General features: G+C 67.8%; 14 protein-coding genes. 9 read left to right on the forward strand and 5 right to left on the reverse strand.

Annotated elements, in window-relative coordinates; all coding sequences use genetic code 11:
• Positions 1-243 precede the first annotated feature (243 nt).
• The 3 genes from pyrG to NO876_RS15380 are packed head-to-tail and all read left to right on the forward strand — an operon-like array spanning position 244 to position 3148.
• The gene (gene pyrG, locus NO876_RS15370; RefSeq protein WP_256422550.1) at positions 244-1902 is read left to right on the forward strand and encodes a glutamine hydrolyzing CTP synthase; all 1659 of its coding nucleotides are present in this window, start codon (positions 244-246) and stop codon (positions 1900-1902) included.
• Positions 1902-2819, forward strand: coding sequence for a glutamine-hydrolyzing GMP synthase (guaA, locus tag NO876_RS15375; protein ID WP_256422551.1), 918 nt, complete (start codon positions 1902-1904; stop codon positions 2817-2819). Before pyrG ends, guaA begins: the two co-directional genes overlap by 1 nt.
• Positions 2816-3148, forward strand: coding sequence for a DUF7126 family protein (locus NO876_RS15380; RefSeq protein WP_256422552.1), 333 nt, complete (start codon positions 2816-2818; stop codon positions 3146-3148). The genes guaA and NO876_RS15380 overlap by 4 nt, the downstream gene beginning before the upstream one ends.
• Before the next feature lie 33 nt (positions 3149-3181).
• Here NO876_RS15380 and NO876_RS15385 read toward each other — a convergent pair whose 3' ends face one another.
• From NO876_RS15385 to NO876_RS15395, 3 genes are all read right to left on the reverse strand, one after another.
• A complete protein-coding gene (locus NO876_RS15385) occupies positions 3182-4108 on the reverse strand; it encodes a hypothetical protein (RefSeq protein ID WP_256422553.1) in 927 nt (308 codons plus the stop codon).
• 127 nt (positions 4109-4235) lie between these two features.
• The gene (locus NO876_RS15390; RefSeq protein ID WP_256422554.1) at positions 4236-5249 is read right to left on the reverse strand and encodes an amidohydrolase family protein; all 1014 of its coding nucleotides are present in this window, start codon (positions 5247-5249) and stop codon (positions 4236-4238) included.
• Between the two features lie 105 nt (positions 5250-5354).
• Positions 5355-6590 (reverse strand): HD domain-containing protein, encoded by a 1236-nt coding sequence (locus NO876_RS15395; protein ID WP_256422555.1) that lies wholly within the window; start codon positions 6588-6590, stop codon positions 5355-5357.
• Positions 6591-7221: 631 nt separating this feature from the next.
• Between NO876_RS15395 and NO876_RS15400 the strand changes: the two genes are divergently transcribed.
• The 3 genes from NO876_RS15400 (at position 7222) to NO876_RS15410 (ending at position 10217) form a co-directional block, all read left to right on the forward strand.
• Positions 7222-8913 (forward strand): sensor histidine kinase, encoded by a 1692-nt coding sequence (locus NO876_RS15400; protein WP_256422556.1) that lies wholly within the window; start codon positions 7222-7224, stop codon positions 8911-8913.
• 49 nt (positions 8914-8962) lie between these two features.
• Positions 8963-9289: a cupin domain-containing protein gene (locus tag NO876_RS15405; RefSeq protein ID WP_256422557.1), complete on the forward strand. Its 327-nt coding sequence runs from the start codon at positions 8963-8965 to the stop codon at positions 9287-9289.
• A 91-nt stretch (positions 9290-9380) separates the two neighbouring features.
• Positions 9381-10217, forward strand: coding sequence for an RAD55 family ATPase (locus tag NO876_RS15410; protein WP_256422558.1), 837 nt, complete (start codon positions 9381-9383; stop codon positions 10215-10217).
• Between the two features lie 24 nt (positions 10218-10241).
• Here NO876_RS15410 and NO876_RS15415 read toward each other — a convergent pair whose 3' ends face one another.
• A complete protein-coding gene (locus tag NO876_RS15415) occupies positions 10242-12545 on the reverse strand; it encodes a hybrid sensor histidine kinase/response regulator (RefSeq protein ID WP_256422559.1) in 2304 nt (767 codons plus the stop codon).
• Between the two features lie 129 nt (positions 12546-12674).
• Between NO876_RS15415 and NO876_RS15420 the strand changes: the two genes are divergently transcribed.
• A complete protein-coding gene (locus NO876_RS15420; RefSeq protein WP_256422560.1) occupies positions 12675-13451 on the forward strand; it encodes a VOC family protein in 777 nt (258 codons plus the stop codon).
• 142 nt (positions 13452-13593) lie between these two features.
• Here NO876_RS15420 and NO876_RS15425 read toward each other — a convergent pair whose 3' ends face one another.
• Positions 13594-13878 (reverse strand): DUF5779 family protein, encoded by a 285-nt coding sequence (locus NO876_RS15425; RefSeq protein WP_256422561.1) that lies wholly within the window; start codon positions 13876-13878, stop codon positions 13594-13596.
• A gap of 391 nt (positions 13879-14269) precedes the next feature.
• Here NO876_RS15425 and NO876_RS15430 point away from each other — a divergent pair, with 391 nt between their 5' ends.
• Complete coding sequence (locus tag NO876_RS15430; RefSeq protein ID WP_390276925.1) at positions 14270-15547, forward strand: LeuA family protein; 1278 nt, start codon at positions 14270-14272, stop codon at positions 15545-15547.
• A 117-nt stretch (positions 15548-15664) separates the two neighbouring features.
• Entirely contained in the window at positions 15665-15790 is a 126-nt protein-coding gene (locus NO876_RS15435; protein WP_256422562.1) for a hypothetical protein, read from the forward strand.
• Positions 15791-15884 lie beyond the last annotated feature (94 nt).

Raw genomic sequence — 15884 nt, forward strand, 5'->3', positions numbered from 1 at the left:
GTCTGCGGGTCGAGTAGCGGGTCGGCGGACCGAGCAACGAGCCGGCGATCCGTCGCGACCGCGACAGCGACTGGTTGCTTCACGAGGGGGCGAAACCGGAATTGAACGCTCGTTCACTGTTGCGCCGAAAGCGCCACTGATATCCCAGAATCGGAGCGGACGATACTGCGGAATCCGTGCGGTTCGATCACAGACGCTCCGTCGCTCCGAAACGGTTTTGATGCGGCCTCGCGGACACTCGGTATGCCGAAGGAACCCGACACCGGGTACGACCCCACGCTGGGTCGGAAGTTCATTTTCGTGACCGGCGGGGTGATGTCCGGACTGGGCAAGGGGATCACCGCCGCGAGTACCGGCCGTCTGCTGTCGAACGCGGGCTTCGACGTGACCGCGGTCAAGATCGATCCGTACCTCAACGTCGACGCGGGGACGATGAACCCCTACCAGCACGGCGAGGTATATGTATTGAAAGACGGCGGCGAGGTCGACCTGGACCTCGGAAACTACGAGCGCTTCCTCGGGGTCGACATGACCTCCGATCACAACGTCACCACGGGGAAGACCTACCAACACGTCATCGAGAAGGAGCGCGCGGGCGACTACCTGGGCAAGACCGTCCAGATCATTCCGCACATCACCGACGACATCAAGCGTCGGATCAGGGAGGCCGCGGAGGGGACCGACGTCTGTATCGTCGAGGTCGGCGGCACCGTCGGCGACATCGAGGGGATGCCCTACCTGGAGGCGCTGCGGCAGTTCGCCCACGAGGAGGACGACGGCGACATTCTCTTCACGCACGTCACGCTCGTCCCGTACTCGAAGAACGGCGAGCAGAAGACGAAGCCGACGCAGCACTCCGTGAAGGAACTCCGCTCGATCGGCCTCCAGCCCGACATCCTCGTCGGGCGCTGTGACAACGAACTCGAACCGAAGACGAAGGAGAAGATCGCGCTCTTCTGTGACGTCCCGACGGAGGCGGTCTTCTCGAACGCCGACGTCGACGACGTCTATCACGTCCCGCTGATGGTCGAGGAGGAGGGTCTCGACCAGTACGTGATGGAGCGACTCGAACTCGACTCGGAGGCGCTGCCGCCCGAAGAGCGGGAGAACCGCTGGCGGGAACTGGTCACCCGCGAGCGGACCGAGGAGGTCGACATCGCCCTCGTCGGCAAGTACGACCTCGAAGACGCGTATATGTCCGTTCACGAGGCGCTGAAGCACGCGGGCATCGAGCGCAGAACTGAAGTGAACGTCCTGTGGGTCGACTCCGACGAGATGCTCGACCGACACGAGAACCGGTTAAAGGAGGCCGACGGCGTCGTCGTCCCCGGGGGCTTCGGCTCCCGCGGAATCGAGGGGAAACTGAAGGCCGTCGAGTACTGTCGGGAGAACGACGTGCCCTTCCTGGGTCTCTGTCTGGGCTTCCAGATGGCGGTCGTCGAGCACGCTCGAAACGTCCTCGGGTTCGAGGACGCCCACTCCGCGGAACTGGACCCCGACACCGATCACCCCGTCATCGACATCCTCCCCGAGCAGTACGAGGTCAACGACATGGGCGGGACGATGCGCCTGGGCGCGCACGAGACAGACATCGAGGCCGGGTCGCTCGCCGAGCGGGTCTACGGCGACACGGTCTGCACCGAGCGACACCGACACCGCTACGAGGTCAACCCCGAGTACATCGACGAGTTGGAGGCGGGCGCACTCGACTTCTCGGGACGGGCCGACAACCGGATGGAGATCCTCGAACGCACCGACCACCCGTTCTTCCTCGGGACGCAGTTCCACCCCGAGTTCCGCTCGCGGCCGGACCGGGCGAGTCCGCCGTTCGTCGGCTTCCTGGACGCTGTCTCCGGGGAGTTGGACGCGCGTGATCTGGCCGACAGGGAGGTGCAGGCCTGATGGTCGACGCACCGTCGTTCATCGAGGACGCCGTCGAGGAGATCGAGGGGGCGGTCGGCGACGCAAACGCGATCATCGCGCTCTCGGGCGGCGTCGACTCCTCGGTCGCCGCCGCGTTAGCGTACCGCGCGATCGGGGATCGGCTCACGCCGGTCTACGTCGACACCGGGCTGATGCGGAAGGGCGAGACCGACCAGATCCGCGAGACCTTCTCGTACATGGACTCCCTGCGCGTCGTCGAGGCGCAGGACCGCTTCCTCGACGCGCTCGCGGGGATCACCGACCCCGAGGAGAAGCGTCACGCCATCGGCGAACAGTTCATCCGCGAGTTCGAGCGCGAGGCCGTCTCCGCCGACGCCGACTACCTCGTTCAGGGGACGATCTACCCCGACCGGATCGAATCGGAAGGAAACATCAAATCGCACCACAACGTCGGTGGCCTCCCCGAGGTCGTCGACTTCGAGGGGCTCGTCGAACCCGTCCGCGAGCTGTACAAGGACGAGGTCCGCGACGTCGCCCGCGAACTCGGCCTCGAAGAGATCATCTCCGAGCGGATGCCGTTCCCCGGGCCGGGGCTGGCGATCCGCGTCGTCGGCGAGGTGACCCGAGAGAAGGTCGAAATCGCCCGCGAGGCGTGTCACATCGTCGAGGAGGAGACCGCCGAGCACGACCCCTGGCAGGCGTTCGCAGCCGTCGTCGGCAAGGCGACCGGCGTGAAGGGGGACAACCGGGTCCACGGCTGGATCGTCTCGGTGCGCTCGGTCGAGTCCCGCGACGGGATGACCGCGCGCGCGCAGGAGCTCCCCTGGGAGACGCTCCAGCGCATCCAGTCGCGGATCACCGGCGAGAACGAGAACGTCGCCCGCGTGGTCTACGACGTGACGCACAAACCGCCCGCGACGATCGAGTACGAATGATCCTGGTCGCAGGCGCGGACGCGGAGGGCCTCGGCGAAGCGCTCGAATCGCTCGGCGTCGAGGTCGTCCGAGTCACGGGCGTCGCCACCCGGGAGTCGCTCGACGCGGCCGGACTCGCGGAGGCCCACACGCTCGTCCTCACCGATATGGACGACGCCTCCGCGATTCCGGTGGCGAAGGAGGCGAACACCGAGGTCCGGATCGTCGCCTACTCCAGGGATTCGCTCCCGGAGTTCGCGCGCGGACAGGCCGATCTTGCCGTCGATCCCGACCTCCTGACGCCCGACGTCGTCGCCGAGGAACTGGCCGACGGACGGGTCGAAGAGTAGCGGGAGGACGCGGCCCCTTCTGAACCGACCACGTTATTCCCCGTGTCGCAACTGCCGCGCACACAGCGACGGCCCCGGCACGAGCGAGTCGTTGTCGGTGTCGGGGAGGCCGATGTGCGGCCGGCCGTCGTCGTCGACGAAGACCGAGAGCCCCGTCCAGGAGGGGGCCTCGGGGGTCGAGAGCGTCCACGTCGACACCGCATCGGGATCCGCCGCCGAAGCTCCGGCGACGTCGACGGTGACTCGGTATTTCCCTCTCCGTACCGCGAGGTTGCCGAGGACGTACTCGTAGGCCGGGTCCGGCGCGTCAGCGCTCGCCGCTACTGTCGTCGAGAACACGGCGCGAGGCGCGCCGTCGTCGAGGTAGTCGACGGACACCGTGACCGGGTGTTCGGCCCCGTCGAAGCGGAAGAGGTGAATTTCTGCGCCGTAGTGCTCGGTGGGATCGACGGCGTTCGCACCCGGATCGGCCGCGGCGAAGGGCTCGTCGGCTGATTCACACACCACCGCGCTCCAGGGCGCGACCTCGTGGTGGCCGCCGCGGCCGACGAAGTGGGGAACCTCGTGTCGGTTTCGACCGTAGCCGCCGCGCTCGCCGTACTGCGCGGCCGCGCTGCACGCGCCGAAGAGGAAGTACCCCGCGTCGCTCTCGACGACGAGGGTCGCGGCGGGGTCGCCGACCTCCGGTCGCCTCGCGGGCGCGTCGCCGGCGTACTCGACGAGCGCGTTGCGGACGGCGACGCGTTCGTACTCGCGAACGAACGCGAGGGCGTCCGCTGGGGACGGGGACTCTGGGGGGTTCGGTAGGGGTTCGGTCTCCGACAGCGGCGTCGCCGTCGGCCCCGGAACCGTCGTGTCGGTCTCGGTGGGGCGGTCCGTAGTCGGTCCGGTGCGACCGCCGCAACCGGCGAGCGATGCGGGGAGGACGGAGAGGGCGGCGAGCAGTCGTCTGCGTCGCATCGCCGAGAGTCGTCCGCCCAGCCACAAAGCCGTTGCCCGTCGCCCACTCCCGGTGCAGACGAGCGACGACGTGCGGACCGCGCCGACGGATCCCCCGCCGCAGACACCCCGGGACGACGGCCGTCGGCTACAGCACGACGTTCTTCACGTCGCTCGCGCCCGCGCGACGAACGACCGCGCGGACGATATCCTGCGCGCCGGCGAGGTTGTCCGACTCGCCGTCGAGGACCAGCAGTTTCGCGTCGCGGCCGGGTTCGACGACGCCGCAGTTCAGTCCCGCGATATTCGCACCGTTGACGGTCGCCATCTTGAGCACCTCGGTCGCGGGGACGTCGGCGAGTTTGGCGGCGAACTCCATCTCGCGGAACATCGACGGAGAGTTCAGCATCACGTTGTCGGTCCCGAGCGCGACGGTCGTCCGCTCGACGAGTTCGCGGATCGGCGGCACGCCGACGCCCGTGACGAGGTTCGAGCGCGGGCAGACGACGACGGGGACGTCGTCGTCGGCGATCCTGTCGTAGTGGATCGGTTCGGGGTGGACCACGTGAACCAGGAAGTCGGGGTCGAGATCCAGCGCGGGGTTGATGTCGTGCGGGTCGCGCTCGCCCGCGTGGATTCCGAACAGTTTGCCCGCCTCGCGCGTGGCGTTCCGGAGACGGTCGAAGTCGCCGTCGCGCGCGCCGGACGCGCCGAAACCGTCGGACTCGTGCATCGCGGCCTCGGACTCACGACCGAGCGTCACCGGTTCGATCGGGAGACCGTCGGCGGCCTCGCGGATGTACTCGACGCCCTCGACGCCGCCCTCGCGGAACTCGATGCACGCGGCCGTCCCCGTCTCTCCCATCAGTCGCAGCGAGCGACGCATCGCCTCGACGGTCTCCTCGCGACCCGCCGCCCGGAGCAGTCGGTGCTTCAACCCGTCCGGCGGCGCGACGAGGTCGTCAAGAGAGAGCCCCGCGCCGGCCTCCTTGGCGATCGAGTCGCCGATGTGGGTGTGGGCGTTGACGAACGCCGGCAGGACGACGTCGTCGGCGTAGACGTCCGCCTCCTCGACGGCGACGATCTCGCCGTCCTCGACGACGACGCGTCCCCGGACGGGTTCGAGTTCCGGACCGCGCAGTACCGTTCCCTCGGCGATCATTGGCGATTCATCGCCGGTACAGCGGCTTGAAACTCCCGGAGTGTGGTGGGAGCTCTCGGAGTGCGGTGGGAGTCGCTGTGGGCGGAAGCGCGGAGAGATCGGCAGTCACGGTTCCGCGTCCGTGAATTCGTCGAGCGTCGCCGTCACACCGGGGCGCACGTCGGAGACGAGCGCCCCGTCGAGGTCGAGGCCGAGCGTCTCCGCGGTCGACCGTCCCGCCCGGTCCGTCTCCGAGGCGGGGACGTAGACGCCGAGCCGCCACTGCTGCTTCTGTGCCGTCCGCAGCGCCGACACCAGCGGCGACTGTTTGCCGAGCTGTCGCATCTCGCCGCTCACCATCACCCGCGAGGAGGACTCGGTCATCGACGGTCGCTTCGGGACGTCGACGACGACCTGCTCGGCGGGGAGATCCGCCCGATCGGCGATCGCCGCCTCGAGGTCCCGGAGCGTCGCGTAGTCGGCGTCGACGACGTCCGCGGGAACGGCTTCGAGTTCGGCCCAGACCGCGCGCTTGTACAGGTCGCGGGTCCGCAGCCGGCGAGCGAGTTCGCCCGTCGCCTCCGTGGTCCGCAGCGCGACCAGCAGGTCGTGATCGTCCATCCGGCGGAGTTCTCTCGGCGTGGTGTCCGTCCGTTCGAGCAGCCGCTCGGCCCCCCGCCTGAGCATCGCCTTCGAGATGCGGGCGACGTGGTGCTGGTAGACGGTCGGATTCATCAACGCGCGCGCGAGCAGCAGCGACTCGGCCGTCTGGACGTTCCCCTCCGCGAGGACGAGTTCGCCGTCGACGAAGGTGAGCTCCCGGATCAGCCGCTCGTGGTCGATCGTGCCGTAGGGGACGCCCGTGTGGTGGGCGTCGCGAACGAGGTAGTCCATCCGGTCGACGTCGAGCTCTCCCGAGACGAGTTGACCGTACTGGCCCTCGCCGGCGACGAGGTCCGCGATGCGCTCGGGGTCGAGGTCGTGATCGCGGAGGACCGCTCCGACCGCGCCCGCCGCGAGCAGTTCGTGGACGTCGTCGTGGTACTTTCCGGTGTGCCGGTGAGTGACGGATTCGACGTTGTGGCTGTACGGCCCGTGGCCGACGTCGTGGAGCAGCGCGGCCGCGCGGACCCGCTCGCCCTGCCGCCCGCCGATCCCCAGGTGATCGAGCGCGCGATCCGCGAGGTGGTAGACGCCGAGAGAGTGCTCGAACCGCGTGTGGTTCGCGGAGGGGTAGACCAACTGGACGGTTCCCAGTTGCTTGATGTGCCGGAGCCGCTGTACCGGCTCGGTGTCGAGGAGGGCGGCAGCGACGCCCTCGACCTGGATGTGGTCGTGGACGCTGTCCTTGATCGTCGCCATACGTCGGGTAGGCGCGCCCTCGTACAAAAACAGTCGGCCGCGCCAGCGGTATCGGCAGGCCGGGACCCAGCAGTGTCGGCGGGCCACCCTATCGGTACCGGCAGATCTCGCGCCACGTTTTATCCGAATTAACCGGGTTTTCGTCGCCGGGGGGCGGTGAATTCGGCTTGAGTATCGTCCCGGTTGAAGTGTTCCGGCCCGCAAGCGTCGACCGCGTCGCCGTGCCTCGTGGCGCGGCGTCGCAACGCGGTCGTCCCGATGGATGGTCGCGGCGGCCGCTTCCCGGGGCTGGCACCGGAACGCGATCAACCCGCGTTCCGTGTCGTCGGCCGCGGCTCCGACGCGCCGACGCCCGTCGGTTCTCCCGTCCCGGCGGGCGTCGGCACGTATGCGAGCGGGCCTGACCACCCGCTCGCCACCGAGCGCCGGCCGGTCGTCGCCCCACCCGGCGACCGGCCACAGAGGCACCCGCTCCCGCGGGCGAGAGAACGCCCGCACGATCGACACCCCTTTTCGGAAACGTCGTTTGCACGCGTTCGATCACGTGCTCGCGGTCGATCGCGATCAGATGCGCAGTAGACTGCAGACGTCACGATAGCGCCCGGGACCGGTTCGACAATTCGGTGGGTTGATGCCGTTGCCCGCTAACGGTGGAGCACAACAGGGACGGATGCTGTCACTATCCTATTCGAGCGCGCTGTACGGTGCGTACGTGTTCGCCTTCGCCGCCGCCGCTGTCGCCTGTCTCGCGATGCTGCCGCGCACGCGGCACATCGAACACGAGGACACCAGGAGGGGTCTCTTCTGGCTTCTCGTCACGAGCGGCGGGTGGGCGGCCGCACACGTCGGCTACCTCACGATGCCGACCGTCGGGCTCCAGTACACCTTCTACGTGATCGGACTCGTCGTCGGTATCGCCTCGGTCGGACCGTGGCTCTACTTCTGCGCGGCGTACACCGGTCGGTCCGTCCACCGCGACCCGGCCGTCCGTCGGGCGTTTCTCGTCGTGTTCCTCGCCATCGTCGCGGTGAAGCTGACGAACCCGGTGCACAACTGGTACTTCGTCGCCGAATCGGCGGTCGTCCCCTTCGCGTATCTCGAGATCAACCACCGCGCGTTTCACTGGATCGCGATGGGGCTTGCGTACTCGCTCGCGTTCGTCGGCTTCTTCATGCTCTTCGAGCTGTTCGTCCGGGTCAACTCCGACACCCGCCCGCTCTTCGTCCTCATCGGACTAACGGGCATCCCAGTGGTCCTCGACGTCGCGGGCGCGGTGTCGCCGGCCGTCCTCGACATCACGTACTCCTCGATCGGCGTGGCCGCCTTCGCCGTCGGCGTCTTCTCGCTGTACTTCGACCGGTTCCAGTTCGTCCGGGTCGCGGGCGAGACCGACGATCCGATCGTGGTCGTCGACGGGGGCGGCAAGGTCCGGGACTACAACAGGCGCGCGGAGGGTCTGTTCCCGTCGCTCGCGGACTCGATCGACGAACCGCTCGCAGAGTTCGTTCCGAGACTCGCGGACGTGCTCGACAGGAAGAAGTCGATCCTCGAGATCGAAGACGGCGAGACGACCCGGTACTACAACGTCTCCTCGAACCCGTTCACGACGGGGGGCGCAGAGACGGGACAGTCGATCGTCCTCTCGGACGTGACGCACCGCGAGCAGTACCGCCAGGAGCTGGAGGCCAAAAACGAGAAGCTCGAACAGTTCGCGAGCATCGTCTCCCACGACCTCCGGAACCCGCTTCAGGTCGCGAAGGGCCGGACCGACCTCGCGATCGAGGACGGGAACACCGAGCACCTGGAACCGGTCGTCCGGGCGCACGAGCGGATGGAGCAACTCATCGAGGAGATGCTGACTCTCGCGAGGGAGGGCGTCTCGATCGACGAGACCGAACGCGTCGATCTCGCCGGTCTCGCGAGGCGGTCGTGGGGTATGATCGCCGGGGGGCAGGCGTCGCTCTCGATAGACGACGACGTCGACGTGACCGTCTCCGCGGATCCCGAGCGCCTCCAACAGCTGTTCGAGAACCTGTTCCGAAACGCGATCGAGCACGGCGGCGACGACGTCGTCGTGAGCGTGGGCCCGCTGGAAGAGGGCGACGGCTTCTACGTCGAGGACGACGGGGCGGGAATCCCCGAGGAAGACCGCGACGAGGTCTTCGAGGCGGGCTATACGACCTCGGACGACGGCACCGGATTCGGCCTCGCCATCGTCTCGGAGATCGTCGACGCCCACGAGTGGGAGATCCGGGCGACGGAGGCCGCCTCCGGCGGCGCGCGCTTCGAGATCCGGACCGCGTCGGAGTACGCCCAGGAGTGAAGGCCGCACGACCGACAGCCTATAGACGGTTCCCCCACACGACTCCGGTATGGCACTCGAACTGTACGACGACGTGCGTGAGGCGCTCGATCCAGCCGACGGCGAGATCCAGACCGCAGAACTCGTCGTGACCGACGACGTGCTCGTGAAGGCGTTCGCGCTCGGTCCGGGAGCGGAACTGGACCCCCACGAGCACGCCGAGAGCACGAACGTCTTCCACGTGCTGGAGGGATCCGTGGTCGTCGTGCGCGACGGCGAGAGCGAGACGGTCGGCGCACCGGGCGTCGTCCGCCACGATCGCGGCGCCGTCCACGGGGCGCGAAACGACTCGGGAGAAGTCGCGGTCTTCACGGCGAGCCTCTGTCCCCTCCCGTAGGTTCGGTGTCCGAAGGCCGCCGGCCGTCCACCGGAGGCCACCGCCGGTCAGTGCCCGAAACGGTTAACGGCGACGCCCGTGAGGTCCGCCCATGGACCGGATCCCGTTCGGTATCTCGCACCTGGACAGCGTCATCGGCGGCGGAGCGCCGTCGGGATCGGTCGTGCTTCTGGTCGGCGAACCGGGTGCCGGTGCGCGGGAGTTCATGTACACGAGCGCGACGATGAACGCCGTCGCCCGGGGCGACAGAGAGCTGTTCGAGTTGCACTACGGCGACCTCCACGAGGACGCCGCACTTCCCCCCGAAGTGCACTACCTCTCGTTCACCGACGACGAGGACAACCTCCGCCGCGAGATGGCGTACGTCCTCGACGACGACCTCGTGAGCGAGGCCGCAGACCGGATCACCGTCCGCGACTTCTCGCCCGAGTACTTCCAGTTGAGTCCGGTTCCCCGAGAGTGGTATCTCGGAGCGACGACGAAACTGCAGGACCTCGGCGGCCGCGAGGAGCGTTCGGAAGTACTCACGGCGCTCGGCCAGTACCTCAACGAGCACGCAGCGGAGAATCTCGTCGTCGTCGACTCGATCACGGACCTGGTGGCCGGCATCTCCGACGAGATGACGTGGAACGACATCGCGATGCTGATCCGCGGCCTCGGGAAGGCCGCGCACCGCTGGGACGGCCTCGTCCTGGCGTACGCCAGCCGCGAGACCCTCGAACGGACGGAGCTCGGGCACCTGATGGACGCCGCCGACGGGACGTTACAGTTCGAGTGGGAGTCCGGCGGTTCCAAGCGCGCGCGGACGATGGTCGTCCAGGAGTTCCGGGGCGTCCTCTCGCAGATCGAGCGCGAGAACATCGTCCGTTTCGAGACCGAGATCCACGAGGGCGGGTTCGACATCAGCGACGTTCGGAAGATCAGGTGAAGCGGAACGACGTGGCTCTCGGCGTCACTCCGCGTCGCCGACGGTGACGCCGCTGATCTCGAAGCGCGCGCCCCCGTCAGCGCCGTCGGTCACCCGGATCTCCCACCCGTGTGCCTCGACGCACTGCTTCGCGATCGAGAGGCCGAATCCGGTCCCGCCCGGCGTCGTCGAGTACCCGTACTCGAAGATGTCCCCGCGTTCGTCGGGCGGGATCCCGGGGCCGTCGTCCTCGACGTAGAAGCCGTCGCCGTCTTCCAGGGTTCCGACCCGTACCGCGTCGCCGCCGTGTTCGACGGCGTTGCGAAGGAGGTTCTCGAAGAGCTGTCTGAGTTGGGTCTCGTCGGCGTCGACAGTCCCCTCGACGTCGACGGTGAACGCCGCATCGCCCGTGTCGACGTTCCCCCAGCAGGAGCGGACGAACGAGGCCAGCTCGACCGACGTCGGCTCGACATCGGTGTCGCGCTCGCGAGCGAGCGTGAGCAGGTCGTCGATGAGTTCGCCCATCCGACCGTGGGCGTCGGCGACGTACTCGAGCTGCTCGCTGTCGCAGTCCTCTCGGGCCAGATCGAGTCGCCCCGAGGCGACGTTCAGCGGGTTGCGGAGGTCGTGCGAGACGACGCTGGCGAACTCTTCGAGACGGGCGTTCTGTCGGGTGAGTTCGCGCTCGCGCTCGCGGATCCGCTCGTTCCGCCGGACCTGTTCGAGCGCCGTGACGATGTTGATCCCCAGGATCTCGCTGAGCACGACGTCCTCGTCGTCGAAGGCGTCCGGCGTCGGCGATCCGGCGATGAGGATGCCGTACTCGTCGAGCGGGACGTACATTTCGCTGCGGATCGGTGTCTCCGGGTTGTACACGTCGGGATCGGCCTGGATGTCGTCGACCGACTTCGCTTCGCCATCCTCGAAGACGCGCCAGGCGATCCCTTCGCCCTCCGCGAACGTCGGCAACTCGCCCACGAGCTCTCTCGCCGTCTCGGTCGCGGCGACGGGGACGAGCCCCTCGCCCCCCCTGTAGAGGTTGACCACGTTGGCGTCGAGGCCGATGATCGTCTTCGCCGCGTCGACGCCGATCTCGGCCACCTCCTCGCAGGACTCCGCCGTCATCAGCTCTCTGGCGGTCTCGTTCAGCGCCTCGAGGCGGCGTTCCCGTTCCTTGCGCTCGGTGACGTCGTAGTACACCCAGAGGTGCCCGCTTCCGTCGGGGAGTTCGATCGGTCGGTAGTTCCGCTCGAAGGCCCGACCGTCGTCGAGGACGAGCTCGTCGTTCCAGACCGGCTCGCGCGCGTCGATCAGCTCGTTGATCCGCGAGACGAACCCCTCGGGTTCGGCGAACAGACCGCTCACCCGCGCTGCGAACGCCTCGCAGTCGTCCTCGATCACGTCTTCCGGTTCGGCGGAGACGTCGAACAGTTCGAGGAACCGCTCGTTGACCCGCAGCACGTTCCTGTCGGCGTCTTCTGCGAGCACGCCGACCGGCAACGTCTCGAAGAGCGTCGATCGGAGAATGTTGGTTCGTTCGAGTTGCGTTCGCCGCTGTTCCTCCTCGGTGACGTCCTCGAACTGCGAGAAGATCGAGAGGATGTCGCCGTCCTCGCCGGTGACGACCCGGTTGTGCCACGAGCAGAGCCGCCGCTCGCCGTTCTTGCGAACGATGTCGTTGACGCTCTGGTAACCGCCGCGGTCGGCGAGCAGTTGTCGCTCGATCTCGGCGACGTGTCGGTATCCCTCCTCGGGGACGATCGGGAGCCAGGTCCCCCCGACCAGTTCTTCCGCCTCGTAGCCCGTGATCTCCGTCGCGGCCTCGTTGACCCTGACGATCGTGAAGGTCTCGTCGTACTCGATCGTCCCCAGCGGCGACTGGTCGATGAACCGCGAGAGCCGGCGCTGGCTCTCCGCCAACGCGCGCTGTGAACGGACCTGCTCGACGGCGTTCTTGATGCGGTTCGCCAGCACGGTGTACTGCTCGGTGCCGGTCTCCTTCTGGAGGTAGTCCGTCACCCCGGCGGAGATGGCCTTGCTCGCGATTGCCTCGGAGCCCCGTCCCGTGAAGAGGATGAACGGGACGTTCCGGTCGGACTCCCTGACCCGTTCGAGGAGTTCGAGGCCGTCCATCACGGGCATCTCGTAGTCGCTCACGACGCAGTCGATCCGCTCGCCCTCGATGCGTCCGAGGGCGGCCTCCGGATCGGTCGAGGTGTACACCGAGAACGCGTCGTCGAAGCGCGTCAGAAACGAGGCGGTCAGCTCGACGATGTCGGGGTCGTCGTCGACGTGGAGGACCCGAATCTCCGTCGGCGGGTCCTGTGACTCCGCCGTCGTTTCAGACATACGAGACTATACTGAAACGGCTGGTATATAAATTCACGTCGGATCTCGGAACTGATACCGCTGCCGGATTCCGGCCGGGCGATCGGGTTCGGGCAGTACGCCCTTGACGCTGGGTTGCCAACGTGGGGTATGCTCACCGAACTCCGACGTCTCGGACTCGAAGTGAAATCGCTGTCGCGGGCGCGGGAATTCTACGAGGGACGCCTGGGTCTCGAGGCGGAACGTCCCGGTCCCCGAGCGACGGGAGCCGACGAATCGACGTCGGCCGTCGGCTACGAGATCGGTCCGGATGGCGGAGACGCCGGCCCGACGGAACTCCTCCTCCGCCGGCCGACAACCGTCCCGCGCGGCGGCGTCCACACCCACTACGCGTTCTCGACGACGCCGGCGGCGTACGCCGCGTGGCGACGGCGACTCGCCGATCTCGACCCCGTCGAGTTCTCGTTCGGCGCGAGCGACTCGCTGTACGTCTACGACCCGGACGGCCACTGCGTCGAGATCGGGAGCGTGGACAGAGAGAGCGACGTCGATACCGCCGATTCGACGAGCGGCGCAGACGGGGAGCGGCCGCCGGCGCTCACGGGAATCTTCGAGGTCGTCTTGGAGGTTCGGGACCTCGATCGGGCGGAGGCGCGGTACCGACGGCTCGGGTTCGAGGTCGCCGACCGGGGCGAGGAGCGTCGTCGCGTCCGTCTGGGTGGCCCGGTGGCCCTCGAACTCTGGGAACCGCAGCTGGGAATCGCGGACGCCCGGGGCGGACTGCACGTCGACCTCGCGTTTACCACCCCCAATCCCGACGCCGCGGTCGAGTCGGGCGCGCCCTGGCCGAGCGGTCCGGAACCCGTCGGCGGCGGCGTCCGCGTCGTCGACGACGACGGCCACGTCCTGACGTTTCTGCGACCCTGAGCGGCGCGACGCCGCTTCCCGGTCGGACCGGGATCCGTTCTCAGTTGTGATGCGCTTCGTTCGCGATCGCAGTGCGCTTCGTTCCCGGTCGGTGTCGCGTCGCTGGCGACGCTGGACGTTCCGCTGGGGCGCGAAACCCCGATCAGAGTCTGTCGGTGTCGATGTCGACCTCGGGCGGGGCCACGATCAGGAAGTCCCGGAAGTGGGTGAGGCTGCCGCCCATGTCCCTGACCGGGCGGGCGAAGCCCTTCGCCAGCTCGTTGAGGTCGCCCTCCACGGCGAGAACGAGGACGTTGTCAGCCTCGACGGTGCGGACCCACACCTCGGGGTCGGTCGAGCCGTCCAGGATCCCGAGGACGACGTCGCCCTCGACGTCTTCGTCGAGGTGTTCTTCTGCCTCCGAGAGGTTGAGGTTGAAATCGCTCATACGGACGTACACGCAAAGCGGGACGAAAAGGATTCGGACCCGCCGTCTCGTCTCATCTCGGCGCATCGAGCGTATTCGTTCACGACATCCGGCCCCCGGGGTCGCCACCGCAAATTCTCGGGGTCGCCACCGCAGAATTCCGTGACCGTTCGTCCACTCCGGGGCGCGCGCGAGCGCCGACGGTGGGCAACTGACCGGATTCACGGCGGAAATTGCGCCGAATCGATAGCGTTCACACGGGTAGCCACGGTGTATCGACTGCCTCTCCTGTGTACTCTCTTCCGGCCTGTGGCCACCAATTCGAGCGATGTAGGCCTTCAGCACGGTGTTCGGCCGTCGACGCCGGCCAGTCGACGCCGGGCGACGCACCCGACCACAGCGAAAGCTTTTAATATCTTTCCGGGGCAGTGATCAGACACAATGTCTAACGACGACATGGAGGCTCAGTCGGACACCCCGGCTGGTCGAGTTCTTCCAGGGCACATTAGCCCAAATAACTGAATCCGAGATCGAGAACGTACGGATTTTCGACACGACGCTCCGCGACGGCGAGCAGTCGCCACGCACCTCGTTCAGCTACGACGAGAAGCGTAACATCGCGGCGACGCTGGACGAGATGGGGACGCACGTCATCGAGGCGGGGTTCCCGGTCAACTCCGACGCCGAGTTCGAGTCCGTCAGTGACATCGCCGCCGCGACGGACACGACCGTCTGCGGACTGGCGCGCGTCGTCGACAAGGACGTGGAGGCCGCACTCGACTCCGGCGTCGGGTTGGTCCACGTCTTCGTCAGCACGAGCGACGTCCAGCTGGCGGACTCGATGCACGCCTCCCGCGAGGAGGCCGTCGAGCGCGCCGTCGAGAGCGTCGAACGAGTGAAAGCCGCCGGCGTCGAGGCGATGTTCTCGCCGATGGACGCCACCCGGACCGACATCGACTTCTTGGCCGAGATCCTGAGCGCCGTCGACGAGGCGGGCGTCGACTGGGTCAACATCCCCGACACCACCGGCGTCGCCACGCCGACGCGCTTCGCCAGTATGGTTCGGGAAGTGCGAAAGCACACCGACGCCCGGATCGACGTGCACGCGCACGACGACTTCGGACTGGCCGCCGCCAACGCGATGGCCGGCTTCGAGGCGGGCGCGTCGCAGGCGCAGGTCTCCGTCAACGGCATCGGCGAGCGCGCCGGCAACGCCGCGTTCGAGGAGGTCGTGATGGCGGCCGAGTCCCTGTACGGCGTCGACACGGGGATCGACACCACTCGAATCACCGAACTGTCGCGGATGGTCGAGGAGGCCAGCGACATCCCGGTTCCGGCGAACAAGCCGGTCGTGGGACGGAACGCCTTCTCACACGAGAGCGGCATCCACGCCGCGGGCGTGCTCGAGAACACGGACACGTTCGAGCCGGGCGTGATGACGCCGGACATGGTCGGGGCCCAGCGGGAGTTCGTCCTCGGCAAGCACACCGGGACTCACTCGGTCCGCAAGCGACTGGAGGAGTCCGGCTTCACGCCGACCGACACGGAGGTCCGAGACGTCACCCGACGGGTCAAGGACTACGGCGCGGAGAAGGAGCGCGTCACCGTCGACGTGCTCACGCGCTTCGCCCGGGAGGTCGGCGTCAACCGGGAGGACGAAGACGACGAACAGGGGGAGGTCCGCGCCTGATGGCGCGCGCCCCGGTTGCTCGATCCGACGAGCCACGGGTGCGCCGCCGGCCGACCGCTCGAACCGGACCCGCGGCGCGAAACGTTCAATACGGACGAGACGCATCTTTCAGGTACGATGCGACGACGGCACACCGACGCGACGGCCGCCGCGCCGACAGCGGCGTCGCTCGCTCGCGTGCGCCGGTCGATCGACGCCGAGACGCTCGGCGTCGACGCGCAGATCATTGTAGGGGCGCTATAGCCCCGTCATTACCTATTCTCGCCGTTTCGATCCCGTTCGCGACCGCCGTCCGACCGACCAGCGACCGTCACACACCGACTATGGAGTACCACGC

Source organism: Halobellus rarus, assembly GCF_024494595.1.
GTDB classification, from domain to species: domain Archaea; phylum Halobacteriota; class Halobacteria; order Halobacteriales; family Haloferacaceae; genus Haloquadratum; species Haloquadratum rarum.